This window comes from Mucilaginibacter ginsenosidivorans, assembly GCF_007971025.1.
In the GTDB taxonomy this organism is placed as follows: Bacteria; Bacteroidota; Bacteroidia; order Sphingobacteriales; family Sphingobacteriaceae; genus Mucilaginibacter; species Mucilaginibacter ginsenosidivorans.
Genome location: NZ_CP042436.1, coordinates 505,063 through 530,812, shown reverse-complemented (window position 1 = coordinate 530,812; position 25,750 = coordinate 505,063). Strand labels below are relative to the sequence as shown.

General features: G+C 45.6%; 27 protein-coding genes. 10 read left to right on the top strand and 17 right to left on the bottom strand.

The genetic code is table 11. The features are described 5' to 3' along the window. Nucleotides 1-20 precede the first annotated feature (20 nt). The 8 genes from FRZ54_RS02490 to aspS form a co-directional block, all read right to left on the bottom strand. Nucleotides 21-335 carry a low molecular weight protein tyrosine phosphatase family protein gene (locus tag FRZ54_RS02490; protein WP_147030073.1) on the bottom strand — a complete coding sequence of 105 codons (315 nt, stop codon included), beginning with the start codon at nt 333-335 and terminating at the stop codon, nt 21-23. 9 nt (nt 336-344) lie between these two features. Beyond that, complete coding sequence (locus tag FRZ54_RS02485) at nt 345-1,208, bottom strand: hypothetical protein (RefSeq protein WP_147030072.1); 864 nt, start codon at nt 1,206-1,208, stop codon at nt 345-347. Between the two features lie 75 nt (nt 1,209-1,283). Then, nucleotides 1,284-1,799 (bottom strand): hypothetical protein, encoded by a 516-nt coding sequence (locus FRZ54_RS02480; protein WP_147030071.1) that lies wholly within the window; start codon nt 1,797-1,799, stop codon nt 1,284-1,286. 30 nt (nt 1,800-1,829) lie between these two features. Beyond that, a complete protein-coding gene (locus tag FRZ54_RS02475; protein WP_147030070.1) occupies nt 1,830-3,134 on the bottom strand; it encodes an amidohydrolase in 1,305 nt (434 codons plus the stop codon). Between the two features lie 85 nt (nt 3,135-3,219). Next, nucleotides 3,220-3,684, bottom strand: coding sequence for an FKBP-type peptidyl-prolyl cis-trans isomerase (locus FRZ54_RS02470; protein WP_147030069.1), 465 nt, complete (start codon nt 3,682-3,684; stop codon nt 3,220-3,222). Between the two features lie 146 nt (nt 3,685-3,830). Next, nucleotides 3,831-4,100, bottom strand: a complete 270-nt coding sequence (locus FRZ54_RS24925; RefSeq protein ID WP_147030068.1) for a type II toxin-antitoxin system RelE family toxin — start codon at nt 4,098-4,100, stop codon at nt 3,831-3,833. Further along, nucleotides 4,097-4,291: a hypothetical protein gene (locus FRZ54_RS02460; RefSeq protein WP_147030067.1), complete on the bottom strand. Its 195-nt coding sequence runs from the start codon at nt 4,289-4,291 to the stop codon at nt 4,097-4,099. Before FRZ54_RS02460 ends, FRZ54_RS24925 begins: the two co-directional genes overlap by 4 nt. Before the next feature lie 20 nt (nt 4,292-4,311). Further along, on the bottom strand, nt 4,312-6,069 hold the full coding sequence (gene aspS / locus FRZ54_RS02455) for an aspartate--tRNA ligase (protein ID WP_147030066.1): 1,758 nt from the start codon (nt 6,067-6,069) through the stop codon (nt 4,312-4,314). A gap of 185 nt (nt 6,070-6,254) precedes the next feature. On the opposite strand from aspS, the gene FRZ54_RS02450 reads away from it, so the two are divergent. The 3 genes from FRZ54_RS02450 (at nt 6,255) to FRZ54_RS02440 (ending at nt 10,875) form a co-directional block, all read left to right on the top strand. Then, nucleotides 6,255-6,824 (top strand): C40 family peptidase, encoded by a 570-nt coding sequence (locus tag FRZ54_RS02450; RefSeq protein ID WP_147030065.1) that lies wholly within the window; start codon nt 6,255-6,257, stop codon nt 6,822-6,824. 550 nt (nt 6,825-7,374) lie between these two features. Next, nucleotides 7,375-9,765 (top strand): TonB-dependent receptor, encoded by a 2,391-nt coding sequence (locus FRZ54_RS02445; RefSeq protein WP_147030064.1) that lies wholly within the window; start codon nt 7,375-7,377, stop codon nt 9,763-9,765. A 60-nt stretch (nt 9,766-9,825) separates the two neighbouring features. Then, nucleotides 9,826-10,875 carry a hypothetical protein gene (locus FRZ54_RS02440; protein WP_317131600.1) on the top strand — a complete coding sequence of 350 codons (1,050 nt, stop codon included), beginning with the start codon at nt 9,826-9,828 and terminating at the stop codon, nt 10,873-10,875. On the opposite strand, the gene FRZ54_RS02435 is transcribed toward FRZ54_RS02440, so the two are convergent. The 4 genes from FRZ54_RS02435 to FRZ54_RS02420 all read right to left on the bottom strand — a co-directional run bounded on the left by FRZ54_RS02435 (nt 10,844) and on the right by FRZ54_RS02420 (nt 14,724). Further along, the gene (locus tag FRZ54_RS02435; protein ID WP_147030063.1) at nt 10,844-11,485 is read right to left on the bottom strand and encodes a rhomboid family intramembrane serine protease; all 642 of its coding nucleotides are present in this window, start codon (nt 11,483-11,485) and stop codon (nt 10,844-10,846) included. The genes FRZ54_RS02440 and FRZ54_RS02435 overlap by 32 nt on opposite strands. Beyond that, on the bottom strand, nt 11,486-13,228 hold the full coding sequence (locus FRZ54_RS02430; RefSeq protein ID WP_147030062.1) for a M14 family zinc carboxypeptidase: 1,743 nt from the start codon (nt 13,226-13,228) through the stop codon (nt 11,486-11,488). A gap of 417 nt (nt 13,229-13,645) precedes the next feature. Next, nucleotides 13,646-13,993, bottom strand: coding sequence for an MmcQ/YjbR family DNA-binding protein (locus tag FRZ54_RS02425; RefSeq protein WP_147030061.1), 348 nt, complete (start codon nt 13,991-13,993; stop codon nt 13,646-13,648). Further along, complete coding sequence (locus FRZ54_RS02420; protein WP_147030060.1) at nt 13,990-14,724, bottom strand: hypothetical protein; 735 nt, start codon at nt 14,722-14,724, stop codon at nt 13,990-13,992. The genes FRZ54_RS02425 and FRZ54_RS02420 overlap by 4 nt, the downstream gene beginning before the upstream one ends. Nucleotides 14,725-14,818: 94 nt before the next feature. On the opposite strand from FRZ54_RS02420, the gene pepT reads away from it, so the two are divergent. Further along, nucleotides 14,819-16,084: a peptidase T gene (gene pepT, locus FRZ54_RS02415; protein ID WP_147030059.1), complete on the top strand. Its 1,266-nt coding sequence runs from the start codon at nt 14,819-14,821 to the stop codon at nt 16,082-16,084. A gap of 18 nt (nt 16,085-16,102) precedes the next feature. Here pepT and FRZ54_RS02410 read toward each other — a convergent pair whose 3' ends face one another. Together FRZ54_RS02410 and FRZ54_RS02405 are read right to left on the bottom strand one after the other, a co-directional pair. Further along, nucleotides 16,103-17,341 (bottom strand): peroxiredoxin family protein, encoded by a 1,239-nt coding sequence (locus tag FRZ54_RS02410; RefSeq protein WP_187359729.1) that lies wholly within the window; start codon nt 17,339-17,341, stop codon nt 16,103-16,105. 56 nt (nt 17,342-17,397) lie between these two features. After that, entirely contained in the window at nt 17,398-18,537 is a 1,140-nt protein-coding gene (locus FRZ54_RS02405; protein WP_147034398.1) for an acyl-CoA dehydrogenase, read from the bottom strand. 399 nt (nt 18,538-18,936) lie between these two features. Between FRZ54_RS02405 and FRZ54_RS02400 the strand changes: the two genes are divergently transcribed. The 4 genes from FRZ54_RS02400 to FRZ54_RS02385 all read left to right on the top strand — a co-directional run bounded on the left by FRZ54_RS02400 (nt 18,937) and on the right by FRZ54_RS02385 (nt 22,512). Continuing rightward, entirely contained in the window at nt 18,937-19,179 is a 243-nt protein-coding gene (locus FRZ54_RS02400; RefSeq protein WP_147030058.1) for a helix-turn-helix domain-containing protein, read from the top strand. 91 nt (nt 19,180-19,270) lie between these two features. After that, nucleotides 19,271-21,322 carry a M13 family metallopeptidase gene (locus tag FRZ54_RS02395; protein ID WP_147030057.1) on the top strand — a complete coding sequence of 684 codons (2,052 nt, stop codon included), beginning with the start codon at nt 19,271-19,273 and terminating at the stop codon, nt 21,320-21,322. A 51-nt stretch (nt 21,323-21,373) separates the two neighbouring features. Next, a complete protein-coding gene (gene pnuC, locus FRZ54_RS02390) occupies nt 21,374-21,982 on the top strand; it encodes a nicotinamide riboside transporter PnuC (protein WP_147030056.1) in 609 nt (202 codons plus the stop codon). Beyond that, a complete protein-coding gene (locus FRZ54_RS02385) occupies nt 21,982-22,512 on the top strand; it encodes an AAA family ATPase (protein ID WP_147030055.1) in 531 nt (176 codons plus the stop codon). The genes pnuC and FRZ54_RS02385 overlap by 1 nt, the downstream gene beginning before the upstream one ends. A gap of 19 nt (nt 22,513-22,531) precedes the next feature. Here the strand turns inward: FRZ54_RS02385 and FRZ54_RS02380 are convergent, their stop codons facing one another. Next, nucleotides 22,532-23,173 (bottom strand): DUF4291 domain-containing protein, encoded by a 642-nt coding sequence (locus FRZ54_RS02380; RefSeq protein WP_187359728.1) that lies wholly within the window; start codon nt 23,171-23,173, stop codon nt 22,532-22,534. Then, on the bottom strand, nt 23,173-23,655 hold the full coding sequence (locus FRZ54_RS02375) for a hypothetical protein (protein WP_147030054.1): 483 nt from the start codon (nt 23,653-23,655) through the stop codon (nt 23,173-23,175). The genes FRZ54_RS02380 and FRZ54_RS02375 overlap by 1 nt, the downstream gene beginning before the upstream one ends. Before the next feature lie 336 nt (nt 23,656-23,991). On the opposite strand from FRZ54_RS02375, the gene FRZ54_RS02370 reads away from it, so the two are divergent. Further along, a complete protein-coding gene (locus FRZ54_RS02370) occupies nt 23,992-24,867 on the top strand; it encodes an alpha/beta fold hydrolase (RefSeq protein WP_147030053.1) in 876 nt (291 codons plus the stop codon). 49 nt (nt 24,868-24,916) lie between these two features. After that, complete coding sequence (locus FRZ54_RS02365; protein WP_147030052.1) at nt 24,917-25,486, top strand: dihydrofolate reductase family protein; 570 nt, start codon at nt 24,917-24,919, stop codon at nt 25,484-25,486. On the opposite strand, the gene FRZ54_RS24920 is transcribed toward FRZ54_RS02365, so the two are convergent. Further along, a complete protein-coding gene (locus FRZ54_RS24920; RefSeq protein WP_147030051.1) occupies nt 25,456-25,737 on the bottom strand; it encodes a lipocalin-like domain-containing protein in 282 nt (93 codons plus the stop codon). The genes FRZ54_RS02365 and FRZ54_RS24920 overlap by 31 nt on opposite strands. Nucleotides 25,738-25,750: the final 13 nt, after the last annotated feature.

The window sequence follows — 25,750 nt, the reverse complement described above, 5'->3', positions numbered from 1 at the left end:
GTCGCAAAAGTAAGAAAAGTCTACAGATAGTCGATCAGGGCCGATTTCAGGATGCCGATAAGCTCCGGGTCGTTAAACGGGTAATCATCTTCAATGTCCAAAACGATGATTTTTTTGCCGGCCAAGCCAAAACGTTCTGCGACCATTTCCTTATGCCGGCGCTCCATGAAAAATATCACATCGGCCCAATCAATCAATTTCTGGCTGACACGGATACGCGCCTTATCGCTTGTTCCGGCGGAACGTGCTTTATGAACAGGATGGTTTTTAAACAAAAGTTCGGCCGTCGGGCTGCGCCATTGGTTTTTGCTGCAGATAAAGAGGAGATTGGGCAAAGGGAAATATTAATGTGAATTATTTTCAAGAGCATTTTTCAACGGATTCATTTTTTTCCATGCTTCGGTTGTCAAAATGATCAATTGATTTCTTTTACAATCCCAAATGGACGTGTAATTTTTTGACATGACGACACATTGATTCCAGGTTGTGAATTTTTCATATAACATCAGCGTGCAAATGTCGGTTGATGTGATAAATTGATCATATTTTGGCAGGTGCGTATGCATCGAAGCCAGTTGGATCTGCGTTTGTTTTGACGTATCGTTGCTGAACCTGGCAGGGATCAATCCCTTGTGTAATTTTTTGACTGAAGTTACATTGTTGTTGTCATCAAAATCGACCCGGTAATCATTCCCAAAAAGCACTACGCCGGTCGCGTCGGTTCCGGTCAGAACATATACTTTTTTTACGCCGTTTCGGATAAGCGGAACGGGGTTCAGCTCGGTGTTGCTATACGTTTTAAAAAGTGTGTCCTTGTTGATCCTGGCTATCGCGTTTTGCCTGATCGTGTATAGTTCCTTTTCGGGATTTGAAAAATCCCTGTTCGCCGTGTCTAATTTATACTCCTTTGGATCAAAGCCATAGCCGAATGTGATCGTCGATAAAATTTTTGGCTCGGGCCCTTTTGAAAAGAAGACGTTAACCAAAGCTTCGCCCGTATCGTATGAAATATATCCGCCGGCAATTGCTCTTCTTGCCTGGCATTTTTCTGTAAAAATATCAGTTCCGTACCAGGACGCCCATTCGGATTTGTAAAGGGCTACGCCCTCGCTTTTTATACTATCTGCAATTTTCCCAAGGTCCTTCTCCTGTCCAAATGCACCCAATAATGAAAGTATTGCGAATAGCGATAAAATAATTTTTTTCATTGCTGTGCGAAGAGTGAAAGAAACGAAGCTGATCTCTACAAGTAAAGATAAGTTTTATGGCTTACAACTGAAAAATTACATTCCCTTCCTCGACACCCACACCTGGCTTTTAATTAGCCATTTATCGTTCACCAGCCTGAAGACAAAGGTGAATGCGCCGTCTTCCTCGAAGGACTGGTCCTTGATCTCGCCAACATAGCTGACAGGCACGATCACATACACGCTTTCTTCCGATTGCAGGTAAACGCTGATGCGGCCCATGCGGCCTTTCAGCTTTTTGATCCTAAGATCTTTGCAGGTTTTTTCAACGGTATTTACCCATTGCACGCCTGCAGTAGGACCGTTCCATGAGAACGGCGGCTCCTCATCGGCCACAAGGGCATTGGGGGTATAAAAATCGGAAATAGCTTTTACATCGAATGTGCCCGACGCATTGATAACCGTATTGATGATGCCGATAACGATTTTCCGGGTTGCGGCCGAATCTACAGCGTTATGAGCCGCAGTTGTTTTAATACCGGCATACCCCGCTTGTGAAAAAACCAGCGCAGCGAACGGAACAGAGAATAAAACAGTCAGAAAACGTTTCATGCCAGCAGCGGGATAAATATAACTAATTTTTTAATTTTTCATATCCATGTAATCCAACGTCAGGTTGCACAAAGTTTTCACTCCCAGCGGAAAAGCGCTTTCATCTATAAAAAAATCAGGCGTATGGTTTGGCGCCACAGTTTTTGGGTCGGCGCCTTTGGGCATGCCACCCAGGAACACAAACAATCCCGGCACTTTTTCCTGGTAAAAGCTAAAGTCCTCGCCGCCTGTAACCGCCGGTCCCGCCACAGCATTTGATGGCCCTGCGGTACGCTGTAGGGTTGGCAGCATTTTAGCGGTCAGCGCCGGGTCGTTATAGGTTACCGGGTAGTGTACGCTAAAAGGTATCGCAACGTCGGCTACCGCGCCATTGGCTTCAGCTGTTTTGGTAGCAATTTGTTTTACACGTTCTATCAAAAGCTTTTCGTCGGCCGTGCTAAGCGCGCGTAGCGTACCCACCATTTCCACTTTTTCGGGGATAATATTGTGGCGTGTGCCGCCGTTGATAGCGCCAATGGTAACTACGGCAGGGTTCTCCGTAATATTGACATTCCGGCTGACGATAGTTTGCAGGTTATTGATGATCTGTGCCGAAACTACGATGGGGTCTGTGCTGAACCAGGGATAAGCGCCATGAGCCGATTTACCCTTCACGATGATCTTCATGTCATTCACGCTGGCCATTACGCCGCCCGGGCGGTAAGTAAGTGTGCCAACGGGAATGTAAGAAAATATATGAAGACCAAAAATGACATCGACTTTCGGGTTTTCCAATACCCCTTCCTTCACCATTTCTTCGCCGCCGCCGGTTTCCCCTGCCGGCACACCTTCTTCAGCCGGCTGAAAAATAAATTTTACCGTGCCGTGCAACTGGCTCTTCATGGAGGTTAATATTTCGGCGACAGTCATCAGCATAGCCATATGTGAGTCGTGCCCGCAGGCGTGCATTACGCCAACTTCCTGGCCGTTATAGGTCGACCTTACTTTTGATGCGAAAGGGACAGGTGTACGTTCGGTTACCGGCAAAGCATCCATATCGGCACGCAGGGCAATTACCGGTCCGGGTTTACCGCCCCTAAGTATACCGACAACCCCAGTTTTTGCAATGCCTGTTTTTACCTCGAGCCCCAGCGACTGCAAATATTTTGCGATAATACCAGAAGTGCGTACTTCCTGGTTGCCTAATTCAGGATGCTCGTGAAAGTCGCGCCGCCAGGCTACGGTTTGCTTAAAAAGCGAATCGGCTTTTTTGGCGGCAATGGCTTCCAGGTCATTAGTTTGGGCTGATGCCTGCAGAGCCACGATCGAAACTATAAGAACGCAAAGTTTTTTCATCCGGAGCGATTTTTCACCGAATATAAAAAAATAAAGGGCGATCATATGGATCGCCCTTTTGTAATATTCAATTTTCTTTATGTTATCAGTTATTGTAACCCAGCAGGTCGATAGTAAATACCAGCACCGAATTTTTCGGGATAGCGCCAGCAGTGGCATTACCATAACCTAATGCCGAGGGAACGATCAGCAACAACCTGCCACCGGTATTGATGTGCGGCACACCGATCTGCCAGCCTCTTATAACGTTTGTTAGGGGTGTAACCAGGGCGTTTTCGGTATCAACAACGGTACCGTTGAGGAGCTTACCCGTTGAGTTGACCGTAATGGTTGAGCTAAGTGTGGGGTAATTGCCTGTGCCCGGAGTGATGACTTTGTAATAAAGTCCTGAGGCATCTTTAGTTGCGCCTGTAATGTTGTTAGTTGTCAGGTACGCCTGTATCTCGCCATCGTCGGCAATAGCTTGTTTGGCAGGATCAAAGCTGTCGCTTTTTTTACAGGCCGAGAAAGTTAGAATAAGTAAACAGAATACGGGTATTAATTTCTTCATTGGATGTTTTTTGTGAATTTATAACTCGATTTTCAGTAGAAAATTATATACGAATAATGCGCTCAATGTTTCTTCTTTCTGATTACGGTTAAAACGGGCAGATAATTACACCGTTGCCTTAATTTTCAATTTGATGACCTGGAAACTTAGGGCCATCGCTGATAGACTTCTTTTCTGTGGAGAAATCTAATAAAGATCAACTCTTGTTCCGAAGTAAACCTTAATCCGATCCGATAATTACCTGATCTGATTCTATATAGGTCTTTATATCCTGATAGTTTTTTTAGATTATTTATAGAAGAGAGGATTTCTGATTCCTGAATAAGATTTATAGTTTCGACAATTGCAGTTTTGATTTTTACGTCATTGATCTTACTGACATCCTTTTGAAAGCTTTTGTCGATCTTGACGATCATTTTATTGATTTCAAAAAATCAGCTGCATTAATCAATTCTCCGGTTTCACCTTCTTTTATTGCTTTGGCCATTCCGAAGTCCTCCAAGTCATCTTTGGTTAAAAATTTGGCATTTATACCCATCTTTTCAGCTATAGTAATTAAAAGCTGAATATCTTTTTTCGATTTTCCAGATATGATCGCAGATTCCATATTACAAAGATAGTAACAATTTACAGGGTCGTCTTAATTTTCAGCTCTTTCATCTGGTCCTCGTGGATGGTTGACGGCGTATCGATCATCACATCGCGGCCCGAGTTGTTTTTCGGGAAGGCGATAACATCGCGGATCGAATCCAGCCCGGCGAAGATGGAACACAGGCGGTCGAACCCGAAAGCGATGCCACCATGCGGCGGTGCGCCGAACTCGAATGCATCCATCAAAAAGCCGAATTGTTTCTGGGCCTCTTCCTTGCTAAAACCAAGATGTTTGAACATCAAAGCCTGCAGGTCTCGGTCGTGGATACGGATGGAGCCGCCGCCTATTTCGGTGCCGTTGATCACCAAATCGTACGCATTGGCGCGGACATTGCCCGGGGCGCTGTCCAGCAGAGCAATATCTTCCGGTTTTGGCGACGTAAACGGGTGGTGCATGGCGTGGTAACGGCCAGATTCTTCTTCCCACTCCAGCAAAGGAAAATCGAGCACCCAAAGCGGTGCGAAGGTATCTTTATTGCGCAAACCTAAGCGACCGCCCATTTCCAGTCGAAGTTCATTCAGTTGCTTGCGAACCTTATCGGCCGGGCCGGCTAATACCAGCATCAGGTCGCCGGGTTCAGCGTTGAAGGCAGCCGCCCAGTTGGTCAGTTCATCCTCATTATAAAATTTATCGACTGACGATTTTAAGGTGCCGTCGGTATTGTAACGGCAATAGATCATGCCGCCGGCGCCAATTTGTGGGCGTTTAAGCCAGTCGGTCAGTTCGTCAATTTGTTTGCGGGTGTATTCAGCGCAGCCTTTGGCGTTGATACCGACAACCAGTTCGGCATTATCGAACAAGCCGAAACCTTTGCCCTGTACCACATCGTTCAGTTCAACAAACTCCATCCCGAAACGGATATCTGGTTTGTCGGAACCATACAAACGCATCGCGTCGGCATATTGCATACGGGGGAATTTCTCAAATTCGATACCCTTAACGGTTTTGAACAAGTGACGCGTTAACCCCTCGAAAATATGCAGGATATCCTCCTGGGTGATGAAGGCCATCTCGCAGTCTATCTGCGTAAACTCAGGCTGGCGGTCGGCGCGCAGGTCCTCATCGCGAAAACATTTCACTATCTGGAAGTAACGGTCGAAACCGCTTACCATCAGCAATTGCTTAAAGGTTTGCGGCGACTGCGGCAGGGCGTAAAACTCGCCCGGGTTCATCCGGCTTGGCACCACGAAATCGCGTGCGCCTTCCGGGGTCGACTTGATCAGCACCGGGGTTTCCACCTCGATAAAGCCGAGCCCATCCAAATATTTGCGCACTTCCTGCGCCATTTTGTGACGGAGGACAAGGTTGTTGCGTATCGGGTTACGGCGCAAATCTAAATAACGGTATTTGGCGCGCAGTTCCTCGCCGCCATCGGTCTCATCCTCTATCTGGAACGGCGGGGTTTTGGCGGTATTTAATATCTCCAGCGAATCGACAGCGATCTCGATCTCGCCCGTTGGTATCCTGTTGTTTTTGCTGGTACGTTCTATTACGGTACCACTTACTTTTATCACAAATTCACGACCCAGTTCGCGGCTTTTCTCACGTAAGGTTGCGTCCGAATCGGTATTGAACACCAGTTGGGTTAAACCATAGCGGTCGCGCACGTCAATGAAGGTCATCCCGCCCAGGTCGCGCGATTTTTGCACCCATCCGCATAAAGTAACGTATTTACCTAAATGGCTGATATTTAATTCGCCGCAGGTATGTGTCCGTGAATGTGTTTGTAACATAGCTATATGGTATAAAAGTTTGCAAAAGTACTGTTTTGAGGGGAAAGGTGAAAGGTATTTTACGGGGAAAGGAAAAAGGATAAACCTGCCTGCCGGCAGGCAGGGGCGAAAGATTGAGCCGTTAAAGATTAAATTCGAAATTGAACATTTGAAATTCGAAATGTAATACTATATTAGGTCGCCGAATGAAAAGATATCTGACCCTGACAGTCCTTTTGTTTTTATGTGTGGCTTTTGCCGCTACGGCCCATTCACGTAAAATGCGGCATTCATACAAGGTTAGGGTAAAGCCACCTGTATTCCACCTCAATGGCGCTACAGATACCATATCATCTTATGATCTTATGTACTTCGCGCAGTCGTTAATCGGGATACCTTATCGTGAGGCTTCCTCCGATCCGTTACGGGGTTTCGATTGTTCGGGCTTTGTGAGTTATGTGTTCAAAAGCTTTAACGCCGATGTGCCGCGTTCTTCGGGCGATTATGCAAACATAGGCCGGGAGATCAGTATCGAAGACGCACGCCAGGGCGATATCATCCTTTTTAAAGGAACAAAAAGCTATCATCCGCACTCCATAGGGCATGTGGCGATAGTGTACAGCAATGAAGGCGGCAAGCTTACCTTTATCCATTCAACTTCGGGCAAGGAGAACGGCGTTACCATTACTGCAATGGAGGGTACCTATAAACGCCGTTTTGTGAAAGTGGTACGCCTGCTAAGGCAAAACGATATTTTCCAGGCCCAGGCGAACTGATATTCTGTGATTTTATTTATTTAAAAATTTAGGCCATCAGGAGGCACCTCCGGAGCCACTGTCCTCTTTTATTTTATGCTATAAACAGGCGACTCCGTTGGAGTCAGTGATTGGAACGACAATAAGTTCCGTAGGAACAACCTGTTTATAGAATAAAAAATAGTTTTTTGTGGCTCCATAGGAGCCGCCTGTTTTAAAGTGATCTCCCCGCAAGACCACCAGTTCCCCGGTGTATTGGACTTACTCGTCTCGATAGCTATCGGAATTCGGACTTAAATCCTATATTTGCTCCATAATTCTCAAGGGGTGCCTTGCTTTGAGCGATCAAACTGAAAGACAGGCTGAGATCAAACCCATTGTTTAAGTACAAAGTCTTGAGTCGAAAGTCTTATAGTCCTAATTAAGGACTGATGACTAATGACCACTGACCAATGACTTCAACAGACACCTGATCCGGGTAATGCCGGCGTAGGGAGAGGTAAAAAGTTAAGTGTACTGCGCATTCAACCCTGGTGTGCAGATGGTTTAACAAATTTTATTAATTCACATTTTGAAAAATTTATTTGCGGCATTCATCGCCCTGCTGTTGCCTGTCCTGGCAGCGGCCCAGCTTTCCGTTTCAGGGAAAGTTACCGATCAGCAAACCGGCGCAGCTTTGCCGGGAGCGAACATCACCATCAATCCAAGCATTAACGCGGTTACCGATGCTGATGGTAATTACCGGCTCAGCGTTTCCAAAGGCAGTGCCTATCAGTTTAAGGTCAGCTATCTCGGCTATCAATCCATCGAAAGAAGTGTTTTATTGAAGAGTGACACGACCATTAATTTCCAATTGGTCCCGGCCAGCATTATGACCGAGGAGGTTACCGTGAGCGCCACCCGTGCTTTCAACAACTCGCCAACAGCTTTTACCAATCTGACAAAGAAAGACATCGACAAAAATAATTCGGGCCGGGGCTTTGAATATTTGCTGGAACAAACGCCATCGACTGTAGTAACATCGAACGCAGGGGCCGGTGTGGGTTACACCAGCATCCGCATCCGGGGTTCGGACGCAACACGCACCAATGTAACCGTGAACGGTATACCGCTGAACGATGCCGAGGACCAGGGTGTGTACTTTGTCGACCTGCCCGACCTGGCTTCATCTGTGGATAATATACAGCTGCAGCGCGGCGTGGGCACGTCAACCAATGGAGCCGGGGCTTTTGGCGCCAGCATCAATATCCAAACCACCACCAGGCGCGATACCGCTTATGCCGAACTGAACAATTCTGTAGGATCATACGGTACCATAAAAAATACGGTTAACCTGGGTACGGGCCTGCTTGGCGGTCACTTTAGCGTTGACGGGCGTTTGTCTAGGATGAACTCTGACGGTTATATCGACAGGGCATTTTCGCATTTGAAATCGTTCTTTTTAAGCGGTGCGTATTATGGTAAAAGCAGCGTGCTGCGCTTGAATGTGTTTTCGGGTTACGAGCAAACTTACCAGGCCTGGGACGGCGTGCCCGAGGACAGCGTGAAAAGCGGTAACCGGCGATATAATGAACTGGGCTACATCAATTCGAGCAATAGCTACTATAAAAACCAGACCGATAACTACACGCAGAACTATTACCAACTGCTTTACGATCAGCAGATCAGCACCAAATTGTCCTTCAGCGGGGCCCTGCATTATACCAAAGGCTCGGGCTACTACGAGGAATATAAAAATGAACAGTCGTTAACCGATTACGGTATCACGCCGGTTATTATTGGTGGCACCACTGTTGATGAAACTGACCTGGTGCGGCGCCTTTGGCTGGATAATGATTTTTACGGCCTTACGTATAACTTCAACTACAGGGCAAGCAACAACCTTGGTTTAACGCTCGGCGGCGCTTACAACGAATACAAGGGCAGGCACTACAACAATATCGAGTGGACGCAGGAAAGTACTAATATTCTGCCGGATTACGAATATTCGCGTAATAACGCAAGGAAAACAGACTTTAACACTTTTGCCCGGGCGGAATATAAGCTCGGCGATGTATTATTGTACGGCGATCTGCAATACCGCCATATCTATTACTCATTTTTAGGGTTCGATCAAAACCTTAACAATGTGCAGCAGGCAGTGGAATTGAATTTTTTCAACCCGAAAGCGGGCATAACATATAACCTTAACGACCATAGCAACGTGTATGCATCCATAGCCGTGGGTAACCACGAGCCGAACCGTAGCGATTTTGTCAATTCATCGCCGCAAAGCAGGCCAAAGCCGGAAAACCTGAAAGATCTTGAACTTGGCTACCGTTTCGGTCAGCCGGGTTTCAGCGTTAATGTGAACGGGTTTTATATGCTGTACAAAAACCAGCTAGTGCTAACCGGTGCGCTTGACGACGTGGGTGAGGCGATACGAACCAATATTAAGGACAGCTACCGTACGGGCGTGGAGGTAAGCGCGCGCGTAAAAATTGCCGAACCTTTGAGCTGGTATGCTACTGCTACATTAAGCACGAACAAGCTGAAGAATTTCAAACAGTTTTTGCAGAACTATGACACCGGTGGCGTGGACGAAACCGACTACCAAAAAACCAACATTGCTTACTCACCGGGCTTTACCGGGTCAAGCACGATCAGTTATCATCCCATTAAAAATGCGGAGATCGCTTTTGTAACCAAGTACGTGGGACGCCAGTATTTGGACAATACGTCGACTTTAAGCCGGTCGCTGGATGCTTACCTGGTGAACGATCTTCGGCTTAATTATACCTTCCGGATAAGAGGTATAAAAGAGATAGGAGCAGGCTTGCTGGTGAATAACATTTTCAGCAAAAAATACCAGTCGGACGGCGCGACGTACCCGGATATAGAGGGCGGCACAGTGGTTAATTATAATTATTACTTCCCGCAGGCGCCGGCGAATTTTTTGGTATCGCTGAATGTGAAGTTTTAGAAGAACTTGTCGTTTAGTTGGCTCAACCTGGTTCAAAGTGATACCGATTGAGCCAACAAAATGACCCTACATCAACCCAGGCCGACACCGCAGTTAAATTTCCTGCTTATCTTTGCCACCATGCCTGTAGAGATATACCACCCGTTTCAAAATTTCAACTTCAGTAATCGAAACTGTTTCCTTAGTGGGAAACCTTTGAGTTCGGAAGAAGAAAAGATACAGGTGTTCCCTGCCTGGCTGATGAGTAGCCATAACCTGGCCGACCAATCTTTCAAGATGCTGGATGAGAGCATTTCGACCTATAAGGACCTGAAATTACCTTGTTCAGCAATGATCAACGAGCAATACCTGGACCCGCTGGAGACAGAAGTTGCGGCGGCAGCAGCGTTGGGTTATGAGGGTATGAAGAGCCTGGCTGAGCTGAAACTTTTTCAATGGGCGGGTAAGATACTTTATGGCATTGTGTTTAATGAAATACAGGCCGGTATCAAACAACAACACGCCAGCGGGCAGGAATTTAACATTTCGCAATCGCTCATTCATAAATTCAGCAACCTGCACCTGATGCTGCAAAGCATTTATCTGCCGATAGTTTTTGAGGATTTTAAGCCTTTCAGCCTGTTCCTTTTTAAGGTGAACAATGAAAGCAATGAATTCGTGTATCGCGACGAGATAAACACACTTACCTTTTCGATGCGGATGAAGGATTTCGGGCTAATCATTTGCCTGCAGGATAATGACGCCAACCGGAATTATCACCGGGAGATTTTAGAGAAAATAAACGGGCAAACACTTCATCCTATCCAGTTCGAAGAATTTAACGCCCGGGTTTTTTATTCGGCCTACCTGTTCAACCGCCTGCCTGAATATAATATTTTGCCTGTGGGCGATGAGACTTATATTGAAGCCATGCCCCTGCGCAGCATGAGCAGCAAGCCTACTTTCGATTTTTGGCAGAATAAGGTTTACGGGCAGGTGCTTGAAAATTTCTGGAAAAAGTGGGGTTTCCTGCTGTTCGAGATCATTAAAAACCCGGAAAGCCCCATGAGCTTTTTGCTGGATGCCGACGGCAATTTTATCAGTGCAACAGCGATTGAACTTTCAAGGTGATTTGATGTACAAAATCAACGGCTACATGTGGCCTCATTACAATGGTTATCATAATGCCACTGATCGCCCCGAAAAGGTGTGCGTCGTGATTGATGTTGCCCAATTGACGTTTGGAAGCATACGAACAGTAATACAGGTATAGTGCGCCGAATATTACCGCCGGGATATCAATACCGGGGAGAAACACAAAACCCATTCCGGCCAGTGGGTCGAACAAAATATAGCTGAATATCACAGCGCTGATAGCGCCTGAAGCGCCCAGGCTGCGGTAATTGTAACTGTCTTTATAACGCACTACCGTAGGCAGGTCGCTTAACACCAGGCTAAGCCCGTATAATAGGCCGAATTGCCAATGCCCCAAAATTCCTTCAAGCGTAAAAGCAAAAAAGTAAAAGCTGAACATGTTGAAGAACAGGTGCATCAGGTCGGCATGGATAAAGCCGCTGGTGATGAGCGTATGCAGGTTTTTGCCATGATACACCGAGGCCGGGTGCAGGATAAAATTCTCATACACCCAATCGCTGGAAAAGGCAATAAAGCTAACGGCTACGGTAACAGCAAATATAACGCACGCCACCGGTGCTATATGTAGTAACTGGGTTGGATCCATTTATTGTAAGTCGAGTTTTGTGCCGGTCAGCAGCCGGCCAACCGGGTACCGAAGATAGGTTTTTTCGAAATAAGGCGAGTTACGGTAAACAAAGTTTAGTTGCGCCCGTGCGCTGTTGGCTAATTGTGGGTTTTTTGCCTTCTCATCATCCAGTTTTTTACGCAGTTCCGGGTCTTTTTTCAGCAGGGCGGCGGCATCATCTTCAAATACGTAATCCGAATAGCCTTCCTTTTCTCCCAACACGGAATCGAAGAAATTCCAGGCAAAAAATGAATCGACGCCCTGGGGCTCGAGCGTTTCGACAATATAACGGTTTAGCGCCTGGTTGGTATAAACCACGTAATCGCCGGCATAAAATTTCACTTTCATGCCGGTGGGTGTCAGCTTCACATTGCTGTGCAGGTAGTGCCCTTCGTAAGGGCGCTCCGGTGTTTTATAATCGGCTATATAATACATCTGTAGGTCGAGTGTGGTGTCGTGCGCCAGTTTACGCATGGCGATATTGTTGAGCTTGAACAGGTCGATCACTTTTCCCCATGCCTGCGGTATCACATAGGCCACCGGCTTATCAGCAAATACCGAGGCTTTATAGTTATCGTAATATTTTATGGTTTTGGTAAAAGGTTTGCTGCGGTCGTAATACAAACGCGGCAAACCGCTTACTTCGCTCGGTTTATGGCCGGCCTCGTAACCTTTAAAAGTAAGTGTATCCCAATGCTGTTCGTCCAGTTCCCAGTTTAGCGCGAAGGTGGTTTGATTTTTCACCTGCTCATCGGCTTTGTGTTTCAACTCACCTATCAGCTTGTGGTCGCGTTCGCAAATATCGATAAGGTGCTGCATAAAATCGTAGGTGGAATACACACGCTTGTCAAAAGGCTTCAGCATGTGCGTTTCGGTAATGTAGCTGATGATATTGTGCTGTGCCGTATAACCTGTGCCAAAACGGGGTGTTTCGAGGAACGCCACGATGCCCGAGTCGGGCGTGCCTTTTATCTCTTCCACATAAGGCGTCATCTCGTAACCGCTTTTGGCCATGCGCCTGTATAGCTCGGGCGATAGTGTTTTGGAGGTGTATTCGGCGAGTATGGGATTTTGCTTGTCCTTTTGCGTTTCTATCAGCGTCATCACATACTGGTAATCAGCTCCGTCGCTGGTATGATTATCCAGGAAAACCTCGGGCTGCCAGGTGTTCAGTATCTTTTCAAACGCGAGGGCGTTTTTGCTATCGGCCTTGATGAAATCGCGGTTCAGGTCGAGATTTTTATAATTTCCGCGGAAGCCATACGCCCGCGGCCCGTTCTGGTTAATGCGTGAAATGCCGCGGTTCAGGCAGCCGCCGATATTATAAACCTCGATAAAACACAGTACAAGGTCCTTAGGTAGTTTGTTATTTTTAAGCAGGTCGCGTGTCAGCATCATCGTAGCGTCGATGCCTTCCGGTTCGCCGGGGTGGATGCCATTGTTGATGAGTATCACCCTTTTGTTTTGCTTTTTGATAAGCGCCGGATCGAACACTTTATCTCGCGACAGCACAACAAGCGTCAGCGGTTTGCCCACATCCGTAATGCCGTAATTGATCAGCTTCATTTGCGGATGAAGCTTAGTCAACTGCTGGTAATAAGTGGTTATCTCGGCGTAGGTAGCGGTATAGTTTTTATCGGCGCTTTTTTCGAAAGGGGTTAGCTGGGCCTTTGCCTGGAAAAATGCAAAACCGGCCAGCAAAACCGGCAGAAGTCGTTTCATTGAGAATGAGTTTTGACAAATATAACTTTGAAGGCGAATTAAAGAAGTTTGTAAGGTAAATTATACAGACGAATGCCTTAATGCTGCTTTGCTATTTGACTCAGCTGGTCATTGCTTCGCTCGACCGCCCTGTTTACTGCTTGCAGTAGAGAGGGCTATTTTGCTTTCTTTTTATTGTAAGATCACGTTTTATAATGCAGATAAAGACGGAATCAATGGGGAGGAGCAATAAACCAAACCTCGTTACGCGAAGCGTAAGAGCGTCGATAAGTGCAACAACGTAGAGGTGATTCTACGACGGTACTATTTAGTTTCCGCGATTGCCTTGTTTACAACAGCTGAACTTTATTTGATTCATTTAGAATTTATCGTTGGTAAATCTTTTTTCTGTTAAACCGAACCAGTCTTCTTCTGGTGCTATTGTATCTCCTCCTGCACTTTCTTCGGCAGGCTTTTCAATACGAGTTCATAGGAATGATCGATCATATCGCAAAGCTGTTTGCGGGTCAGGCTGCCGTCGGAGCGAACGGTGTTCCAGTGCTTTTTGTTCATGTGGTAACCGGGCCGTACTTCGGGGTAGCGTTCGCGCAGTTCCATGGCCAGCTCTGGGTCGCATTTAACGTTAAAATGCGTGGGGTCGGAAATGCTGGTAAGCAGGAATAGCTTTTCGCCTACTTTAAACACCAGCGTATCTTCGCCGAAGGGCAATCCCTCGGTTACGCCGGGCCTGGCCAGGCAATAATCGCGAAGGTCTTCTATGTTCAAGGGAACCGCCTGATCAGTTTATTGTACGAAGTGATATTGCCGAAGTTGAATTTAACCCCGATAACGATCTGCCTGTATTGGTTGGTCGCGTTGTTTTTGAATTTGTTCGAAGGGTCGTCGTAACCATCAAGGCCCTCGCCAAAGACAAGGTTGTGTACATAGCCGAGATCGATTGCCATATAAGGTTCAGAATATTCATTATAAATTTTGAATTCGTAACCAAACCTCAAAGGCACCGTAAGATTAATGCTGGCATCTTTACCGGGAAATACGTAATCGAGTGAACCATTCTCGGGGATAACATTGGTGCGCTGTACAGTGTTGCTATTAAATACGATACCGCCGCCGCTGCCGAAATAAAAGTTTTTTACAATATTGAGAAAATCATTTTGCGAATAGTCGATCACTTCGCCCAACTGAAAATCGGCGTGAAGTACGAACGCTTCAAAATGATTGGTAAACATACGCCCGTAACGGTCGAGGTTTTGGGTAAGGCCACCGCCGGACAAAGTACCAAACTGCAATTCCGCTGTCACAGGGATATAAGGGCTGTAATTGTAAATGAAGTTTATGTTGGCAACAATGTGCTCATCCTGCCGGGCAATGTTGGTGTAGCCACGCGCGTAGCTAACATCGAGCCCTATTCCAAACTCTTTATAGTTGTAGCCCATTTGTGCTTTTGCCAGCACTACAGAAAACAAAAAAACGAAAAGTAAAATGAGTTTTTTCAATGCTTAATTTTATTCAATATTGTACCATTGTTTCTGAAACGGCCCAATTACAGTTTGTCAAAAATATAATTTATCCCGATATAAACGCTATATAATGGAACTAAATTCCCTGTTAAATTTCACAGTCACCGGGCGCTTTTTGCGCTACGTAACTATCGATACACAATCCGACCCAAATTCTGATACCATTCCGTCAACCGAAAAGCAAAAGGATCTGGGCCGAGCACTTGTAAACGAATTAATTGAGATAGGGTTACATGACGCGCATTTGGATGACTACGGTTACGTGTATGCTACCATACCCTCCAACAGCGAAAAGGACAATATCCCGGTGATCTGCTTTTGCTCGCACATGGATACCGCGCCCGATTGCAGCGGTACGGGCGTAAAGCCTATAGTGCATAAAAACTACCAGAGGCAGGATATTATTTTACCCGATGATCATTCGCAAGTAATCAGGCTACACGATCATCCTGAACTTAAAACCCAAATAGGAAATGATGTGATCACCGCAAGCGGACTAACCCTGCTTGGGGCCGATAATAAGGCAGGCGTCGCCGAAATTATGGATGCCTGCTACCAGTTGATGAACCATCCCGAAATCAAACATGGAACGATCAGGATATTATTTACGCCGGATGAAGAAATAGGTCGCGGGGTGGATAAAGTTGATATAAAAAAATTAGGCGCCTACGCAGGTTACACTATGGACGGCGAAAGCGCCGGCAATATGGAGAACGAAACATTTTCGGCCGACGGTGCAAAATTGGTTATCAATGGCATAAGTTCGCACCCGGGCTTTGCCAAAGGGAAAATGCAAAGCGCCATAAAAATTGCCGGACAGATCGTCGCCGCGCTGCCGCACGATCTGTCGCCTGAACAAACTGAAGGCAAACAGGGCTTCGTACACCCGGTAAGCATTAGCGGGCATATCGAGACGGCTGAAATAGATTTTATTATCCGCGATTTTGAGGACGAGAAACTGGCGCAACATGCTGAAGTTATTCGCGAGGCAGCTGATACTGTATTAGCAAGGTTCCCCGGATGCAGTTACGATCTGCAGGTGAAGCCACAGTACCGCAACATGAAAAAAGTGCTCGACCGGCACCCGGAAATAGTTGAATATGGCATGGAAGCGATGAAACGGGCAGGTTTAGAGGCTCGCCTTTGCAGCATACGCGGCGGTACGGATGGTTCGCGGTTATCTTTTATGGGTTTGCCCTGCCCTAATATTTTTGCGGGCGAGCACGCTTTTCACAGCAAACACGAATGGGTATCGGTACAGGATATGCAAAAGGCGGTGGAAACCATTTTGCATTTGTGTATGATTTGGGAAGAGAGAGGGCGTAGAGACGCATAATCATGCGTCTCTACAGAATTATTTCTCCGCCAGCAAATTATCCGTCAGCTTCTCAAACTCTGCCACAAACTCCGTATAATATTTGCCGGTGCCTGGGCCGCTGAAGCCGGTGTGTATCTTACTTACGTTGCCTTTTTTGTCGATGATGATGGTTGTGGGAAAACCACGGTAATTTTCAAGGGCAGGCAAGCTTTTTACCGGGTCGCCTTTGGCGGGGGTGTACCCGGTTATGAGTAAAGTATAAGGTATATTGAACCTGTTTTTCAGTTGCGTTAAAGTAGTTTTCGATTTGTTGAAATCGGTGGTACGCTCGTAAGCCAGGCCAATGATCTCAACCCCCTTCGGATGATATTTCTTATAATAGCTGTTCACAAGGAAGTTCGTCTCATCCATACAATTAGGGCACCAGGAACCCATCATCTGGATAATGACCACTTTATTTTTGTATTTAGGGTCGGTTAAGGATACCTTTTTTCCGTTAAGGTCGGGGAAACTAAATGCGATCTTTTTATAGCCGGGCTTTAGCTTGGTTAAGGAGTACGCATCGGGCAATGCAGCTTTGGGGTTGCGGTAGGCGGTCCATTTTTCTACATCGTCATAGCCGTCATAATATACCCCGTTCACGATGGTTTTGTTGTCCTTTATATCAGCGGTAAATAAAAAGGCATGGCCGCCATCGAAGGTTGACAAATGCAGTTTGTTGCCGTCGACGATCCCTTCCAGGTAACGGTAATCGCCGGTAGTGGTCAGGAAAGTACCCGTAAGTTTTGAACCGGTTTGATAAAATTCGCCCACTGTAGTATCCTGTTTCCCCTTGTCGGTTACAAATACGGCAGTCCATAATCCGCCAATATTTAATTTCGGAACAGCGGGGTTGTTAACGAAACGCCAGTTAATGCCGGCCACTGCGTCAAAATCCATTAGCATATCATGGTCGGCGTAATGCTTTATCCAGCGCCCTTTCAGACCGTTCTTATCCTGCTTCAGTTTAAACTCCGAATTGAAAAGAGGCATGTGGATGAGAACGGAATCACCTTTTTGGCGAATGTCGGTCACCTTAAAACGTTCGGAACCGTTATGAATAAATAGTTGCTGTTTACCCGCAACATCTTTTACATCAAAGTTGAATGGCAGCAGGTTGCCCGATTTGGTTTTAAGCTGGCCGCGCCAGATACCGGGTTTTAAATGACTTTGGGAAAAACTTAAATGAACAAGGCAGATGAGGGGTATTACCGACAGCAAATGTTTTATACGCATCAGGATAGTCTATTAAATTGATATACTTTTATCAAAGTAACCGAAAACTATCCGATTTATTTCAACACCTCTCTCGAAATGACAATCCGTTGAATTTCGGAGGTGCCCTCGTATATCTGGGTTATCTTGGCGTCGCGCATTAAACGCTCCACGTGGTATTCCTTCACAAAACCGTAGCCGCCATGTATCTGCACGGCTTCAATAGTTGTTCGCATAGCCACTTCGGATGCATACAACTTGGCCATTGAGCTGGCTTGTGCATAAGGTTGCCCATGGTCTTTAAGCCAGGCCGCTTTTAAACAAAGCAAGCGCGCCGCTTCTATTTGCGTAGCCATGTCGGCCAGTTTGAATTGAATTGCCTGCAGGTCGGAAATGGTTTTTCCGAAAGCTTTGCGCTGTTTGGAATATTCAAGAGCCAGTTCGTATGCGCCCGACGCTATACCCAGCGCCTGCGCGGCAATACCTATGCGGCCACCTTCGAGGGTTTTCATGGCGAATTTGAAGCCAAAGCCATCCTCGCCTATCCTGTTTTCCTTGGGAACCTTTACGTCGGTAAACATCAGCGAATGCGTATCGGAACCCCGTATGCCCAATTTGTTTTCCTTGGGGCCGACGGTAAAGCCCTCCATTCCTTTTTCGACGATCAGCGCATTGATACCATGATGTTTTTTTGACGGATCGGTTTGCGCTATTACCAGGTAGGTGGATGCGGTACCGCCGTTGGTGATCCAGTTTTTGGTGCCGTTAAGCAAGTAATGGTCACCCATATCTACTGCGGTAGTGTGCTGAGATGTGGCATCTGAGCCGGCCTCTGGTTCAGACAGGCAAAACGCACCTATCTTTTCGCCGCTGGCAAGGGCAACCAGGTATTTTCTTTTTTGCTCCTCTGTACCATATTTTTCCAAACCGTAACAAACCAGGGAATTGTTCACCGAAACAACCACCGAGGCTGAGGCATCGATCTTTGAAAGCTCTTCCATTACCAGTACGTAGGAAATAGCGTCCATGCCGCTGCCTCCATACTCGGGTGGCACCATCATGCCCAGGAAACCAAGCTCGCCCATTTTTTTTACCTGTTCGGCAGGGAATTTTTGGTGCTCGTCGCGTTCTATCACACCCGGTTTCAGTTCGGTTTGGGCAAAGTCGCGCGCCGCCTGGCGTATCATTAGCTGTTCTTCGGAAAATTCGAAATGCATATCGTGTTTGGAATTGGTACCGGCAAATTTAATGCTATGCATGCATAGTAAAAAATCAATACATAAAAAAAGAGAACCTTTATGCAAAGTTCTCTTTCCCCTAATTAATTTAAACTATTGATTAAACCCAAAACAAAGAACAAAATTTACTCAGCTTGGGCGTCTGAGAATTCAAGTAAAGTTTTTCATAGGTAAATGAAAGCTTATATTTTTTCACAGATTGGTATGCAGAGCCGTTGATAATATTACAAATGTAAAGCCATGTTGAGTTATAGGCAATGACGAATACGTCAGAATCTGTAAATTAATGCTTTAAAATTTTTACGAACGTAGAAATTAGTTTTCTCGATATATTTATTAGATTGCATGTCAATAAACCTGATAAACCGAATTATAAGTATGTTACTGACTGATTTTGAGTATCTTAACAAATCGGAAGACGCCTTTAAAAAGAAGATCGCGCTGCAGATAAAGAACCTGAGAAGGCAGAACCAGGTTACCCAGGAAAAGTTTTACAGCGAAACCAATATTAATATAGCAAGACTCGAATCGGGCAAGGTTGACATCAGGCTGGACACGTTAAGAAAGGTTTGTTACTATTTTGATGTATCCCTATCAGGTTTTTTTCATGGTATCTATTAGCTGATTCCTTTTTTAAGCACATATATTATTGCTGTAATTCCTTTATTTACTACAATTATTGTCTATTAAACTGAACAATATCTGTTATTTTATGACAAAAAATATCAAAAACCATCCAGTTTTGGCAGCGTTTGCCGGAATTCTGCTTTTTTGCTCGTGCAATAGCCATCAACCCGACTATGCGGCCAACGACCCGATTATTAAAAACATCGACTCGACGGTAAAGCCGGGGGCCGATTTTTTCCTGTATGCCAATGGTGCCTGGATAAAAAAGAACCCTATCCCGGCCGCTTATGCGTCGTGGGGCATTGGCAATGTAGTGAACGAGGATATTCGCAATCGCCTGAAAAAGATAAACGAGGACGCGTTGAACGCAAATGCCGAAAAAGGCAGCAGCACACAAAAAATAGGCGACCTGTACCGCAGCGGCATGGATACGGTGGACATTGAAAAGCAGGGACTGTCGCCGCTGAGGGCTGAACTGGACAAGATAGACCAGGTAAAAGATGTAAAAAGCCTGGTGAATGAATTTGCGCACCTGGCAACCATAGGTGTAAGCACTCCTATCGGCGCATATGTGGGCCAGGATCCAAAAAATAGCTCAAAGATGATGTTGCAGCTTTACCAGGCCGGCATCGGCCTGCCAAACCGCGATTATTATTTTAATAAAGACGAACACAGTGTAACCATACGTACCGATTACCGGCAAAAGCACCTGCCAGCGGTTTACAAACTGTCGGGTCTGGATGATAAAGCTGCGATAAATGCAGCGAACAGGGTTTACGGCCTTGAACAATTTTTTGCGGATAGTTCAAGAAAATTGGAGGACCTGCGCGATCCGTATAAAAACTACAATAAAATGCCACTGGCCGGCCTCGGTAAACTGGCACCTGCCATCGACTGGAAAAACCTTTTCGAGCAGGAGGGCCTCAAAAATGTGGATACAGTTATTGTCGGTCAGCCTGAATATTACCGGGCAGTGAACAGGGCGTTGGCGACATACTCCATTGACGATTGGAAAACCTACCTGCGTAAGAACCTGGTATCGGATTACAGCGCCTATTTAAGCAAAGCGTTCGAGGATGAGGATTTTCGTTTTGGGCGAACAGTACTGTATGGCGTGAAATCAAAACTGCCGAGGTGGAAAAGGGTGATCGATGTAGAAAATAGCCTAATGGGTGAAGTATTAGGGCAGTTGTTTGTGAAAGAATATTTCCCTGAAAAAACGAAGGATCGCTATGTGAAACTGGTTGAGGCTATGCGTACCAGTTTTAAAGAGCACATAGAAAAACTGGACTGGATGAGCGACGCCACCAAGCAAAAGGCGTACGACAAACTGGCCAAAGTAATGCCTAAAGTTGGCTACCCGGATAAATGGAAAGATTTTTCGAGCATGGATATCAGTCGTCAGCCCTACGTGCTGAATGTGATGAATGCAAACAATTTCTGGTTCAGGTATTACGCAGATAAATTGGGCAAGCCGGTTGATCGTACCGAATGGGGTATTACGCCGCAAACCTATAATGCATACTACAATCCGTCGAACAACGAAATAGTGCTGCCGGCGGCGCAGTTCATGATACCCGGCGTGAAAGACGAGGACGTCGATGATGCAGTGGTTTATGGCTATGCAGCGGCATCGACCATAGGGCATGAAATGACCCATGGGTTTGACGACGAGGGCCGCCAGTTTGACGCCGAAGGCAACCTGAAGGAATGGTGGGCGCCGCAGGATTCGGTGAAATTCAGTCAGCGTGCGCAAATGCTTATTAACCAGTTTAACGGGTACACCATGTACGGATTACACATTAACGGCAAGGCTACGCAGGGCGAAAATATAGCCGACCTGGGTGGTATCGTGATCGGGCTGGATGCATTTAAGAAAACGGCACAATACAAAGAAGGCAAACTGATAAACGGGCTTACCCCATTGCAGCGGTTCTTTTTGGGTTATTCGCTGGGCTGGCTGGTGTCGGTACGTAAAGAGGCCGAATCGAGCCAGATACTAACCAATGAGCATTCGCCGGCATCGCTAAGGGTGAACGGCCCTTTCAGCGATGTGCCTGAATTTTATGATGCGTTCGGTATTAAAAAGGGTGATAAAATGTGGATAGACCCGGACAAAAGGGTGAAGATATGGTAAACGGCCCGTAGAGACGCGTAATTATGCGTCTCTACGGTTATATTTGCGGCGATGCAAATTATCCACGCGCTGCAGTACTGGTGGCAGCACCAAACATGGCTCGAAATTATTGGTGTAATTACCGGCTTGCTTTGTGTTTACCTGGCCGCCCGCAACAATATCTGGAACTGGCCGATAGCTATTGTAAGCGTAGGCATTTACATTTTTATTTTTTTCGACAGCAGGCTTTATGCGGATATGGGACTGCAATTTTATTTTATGGCGATGAACATTTATGGCTGGTACTATTGGAGCCATAAACCCGCTGCCGAAAAGAAAACGCCTGTGATGCGGATCAGCCCCAAAGAGATCATATTATCTGTCATCGCAATTATCGTATTCACCGTTTTTTTAGGTTCAGTTTTAAAATACACTCCGGCATCCTATCCTTACATTGATAGTTTTTGTACGGCATGCAGTTTGGTAGCGCAGGTGTTTTTAGCACGTAAGGTGCTGGAGAATTGGCTGATATGGATATTTGTGGATATTATTTACGTGGGTGTTTATATTTTTAAACATCTCGACCTTACGGCTGCCATGTATGCTATTTATGTAGGTATCGCATTGATGGGTTATATCGACTGGAAGAGGGACTATAAAAAGCAAATCAGCCTGGAGTAATGCAAAAAACCGATATCAAAAAAATAGCTGTTGTCGGGCCGGAATCTACCGGCAAATCGACCATGTCGGCTTATTTGGCGGAGCATTACCATACGGTTTGGGTGCCTGAATTTGCCCGTGACTACTGTGCAGCATTGACCGACCCGCCCACCTGGCAGGACGAGATCAATATGTTTTACGGACAGATAGCCTTAGAGGAAGAATACCTGCCCAAAGCCAATAGCTTACTGATCTGCGATACCACCTTCATCACGGTTAAGATATGGAGCGACTATACCTTTGGCCGCTCGCCACAGGAAGTGCTGGACGAATTACCCAAACACCCCTATGATCTTTACCTGCTGCTCAGCATCGACCTGCCCTGGGAGGAGGATCCGCTGCGCGATTTTCCCCACATGCGCGAGCATTTTATGTCGGTATGGCATAAGGAACTGCTGGAGCTTAACGCCAGTTATGTAGTTATCTCGGGCACCGGTCCTGAAAGATATGATAATGCGGTGAAAGTCGTGGATGGATTTTTGAAGCGTTGATTTATAGAAGTGGTTGGTATCATCTGTCCAAATCAATTTTTTCATATAAATGTTCCTTTGCTGGTTGAAAAACTGTTTCTATCGGCACTACCAGTCTATCGAGGCGATTACTATCAATAAATTGCTTTTGAATTTTTACGAAATCTGTGATATCTTCAATTTTCTTTATCTGCTTCTGTCCAAAATTCTCCAGCGCTGCTCCTTTTAAGCCAAGTTGTATTGCCCGCCTTTCAATTTTACGGCCGTATGGATCGTGATCAGGATCCCATTGCAGTCTGACATTTTTCAAAGTAAGATCGTTTTTCCATTGTTCAGCAGTCTTATAATTCCTATTTTCGAAGGTTGAGGGAACGGCTTGCCCAAGTATGGTTTCAAAATCTCGTTTTTCGAGCCAAAGCGCAAGTACTCGTTCCTGGTTTTCTTTTTCAGCCCAACCGCATCGAAACATCATCCAGAGAAAATTGGGTTTGATCCATGACATCCGATTATAGCTAAAATCAGGTCCGCCGAAGAATTGATTTTTTAGGGCAAATTCTGCAATATTTTTATTGTACGCCTGGTAAACCACTATTAAGTCATCGGTTTGATGGCACAAGATGTATTTTCCTGTTTTAGGTTGGCGCAATAGATGTTCTTTGTATAATTCGGTTGTAATAGTCATTAGATATACCAGGGCAAATGTTGAAGGTTAAAATAATCTTCCAAACGTGGGTCAAAATCGTCATCAGTAATACAATAGATTAGACAGTCATACGCTTTTATAAAGCCATTTAATCTAAGAAAGTCCAACGTTTTCTGTTTACCTGCAAATGCGACCAATTGTACATCGAGTCCGCAATATGTATCAAAATCAACATATTTTGCTTCCCAAATTTTGGCGCTGTCTTCAACCTCTTTATGTAACCCTAAAACATAACAGGCAAACATTAAATCTTCAAAAGGCATCATATCCAAAATTGCCTGTTTCCTCATAGCGATAAATTTGTCTAATAATGCATAGGCAAATTCTCTGTCCTTGCCTTGATAGGCGAAAAAATTTACCATTTCAATCCGTAAGTTTTTGTCGTTCTGAATAGATGCGATGATTTCCTCGGAAATGATTTGAGTGGTGTGATAAAGTTGTAGTATAGCAGGCGTATTCACTTAATTTGTTATAAGATTTGATCAAATATAGGGAATACTTCGTACTTTTCTTATGCTCTTATTGATGTGGAAATCTGATTTGTAAGGTGTTGCAGGGTATCCCCGTTGGGAGACGCTGCGGAAATCAAAAAGAAGCGGTGAAGGCGATAGACGGGTTTTTGAACTGTTGAGATAAGATCTTAATTCTGAAATACAGCCCTTAGACTGACGAACTACAATGTTAGTCTCCAAATGCCTGTGTCGCGATCCGCCCCTTGGATTGTCGTTTTCACACAGTGTAAAATCCTGAAATACCCTGCATCTTCGTATTGTCAAATAAATCAAACACATAACGTCATGAAAAATTTAATCAAAACACCTGGTCTCTTTAAATCAATCCTGCTGATCGCGATCATATCCATCACAGCATCACGGTCTAACGGGCAACAGCTTAAACCGGCCGAAAGCGGCTACGCTCCCGTTAATGGCATTAAAGTTTATTACGAAGTGTATGGTGAGGGCAAGCCCCTTGTTTTGCTGCACGGCGCTTTTATGACCATTGAGATGAATTGGGGGCAAATGATACCGGAACTATCAAAAACGAGGAAAGTAATTGCCATTGAAATGCAGGGACATGGACACACCCCGTTCGCGGACAGGAAGTTGGACCTGGCTACTATGGCAAGCGATGTGGACGGTGTATTGAATTATTTAAAAGTTGACAATGCTGATGTGGTGGGATACAGCATGGGGGGCTCCATTGCTTACCAGTTGACGATACAAAACCCAAAACGGGTTAAAAAATTAGTGATCATTTCTTCTACTTATAAAAGCGCTGGCTGGCTGCCTGTGGTAACCAATGGCTTTAAAGCTATGAAACCTGAATTTTTAACGAATACGCCTTTGAAAACGGCTTATGACGCTGTAGCGCCCGACAAAACAAATTGGACAAAGTTCCTGGAGCAAATGATCGCTTTTATCAAAACACCATTCGACATGGGTGATGCCAATATTGCGAAGATTACTTCGCCCGTATTGCTGATATCAGGTGATAATGATGGCCTGGATAAGGTAGAGTTAATGAAAACGTATCAATTACTGGGAGGTGGCGTGGCTGCTGATATGGCACCGATGCCAAAATCGCATTTGGCTGTTGTTCCGTCGCAGAGCCATGTCAGCCTGATGATGCAGACAAAAACAATATTAGGTTACCTGGAAGATTTTTTAAAGTAAGTAAACATAATTGCTGCTGCCAAAGCATTGATAAACTAATAATAACAACATGAGAAAGATCAGAATTTTTGAACATATTTCGCTGGATGGCGTGATAGAACACGACGGCGACTACACCTATGGCGCCTGGACAACACCTTATAGAAGCCCTGCCGGGGCGGCAGCCCTCCTTGAAGCGTATGGGCCAGACTTTGACCTGTTGCTTGCCCGCCATACCTACGATATATTCAGCGCTTTTTGGCCCGTTGCCGGAGATTTCCCTATGGCAAATGCCATAAATGCGGCAACAAAATACATTGCAACCCACAGGCCCGAAAGCCTGGAATGGGGACCAGTGCAGCACCTGGACGGGGACGTTATAAAGGCGATTCGCGATCTTAAATCAACGGACGGTCCTGACCTGATCGTGGTAGGAAGTTCAACACTGACTTCCGTGTTGCTTGACCAGGGCCTGGCTGACGAGGTTGTGCTCATCACGTACCCGGTTCTGCTGGGTAGGGGCAAACGCTTATTATCGGACAATATTGGCGCCCGGGAGCTTGCTTTTGTTGAATCGAAGACCACGCCCACGGGTTTGCTCATCAACACTTACCGGCACGTTGGGCCGCTGAATTCCTGACATCTCAGAGACATGAGTGGCTGAGCGGCCTTGATTTTTTCTGGTTCCGTACCCGTTTGGATGCTTTCAACGGTGAAATTTTCTCTGTTATCCGCCATGATAGCAACTGACATATAGTGATCGGGACTAAATATCAAAGTTCCTATGGGCGTTTTACCATATGGATAAAAGGTTTTATTCGCTGTTTTGTTAATTAATTCGAAACTTATAAGTTTCCATGTCCCTATTATATTCGCATTTTCAGTTTTCATTCTAAAAAAAATA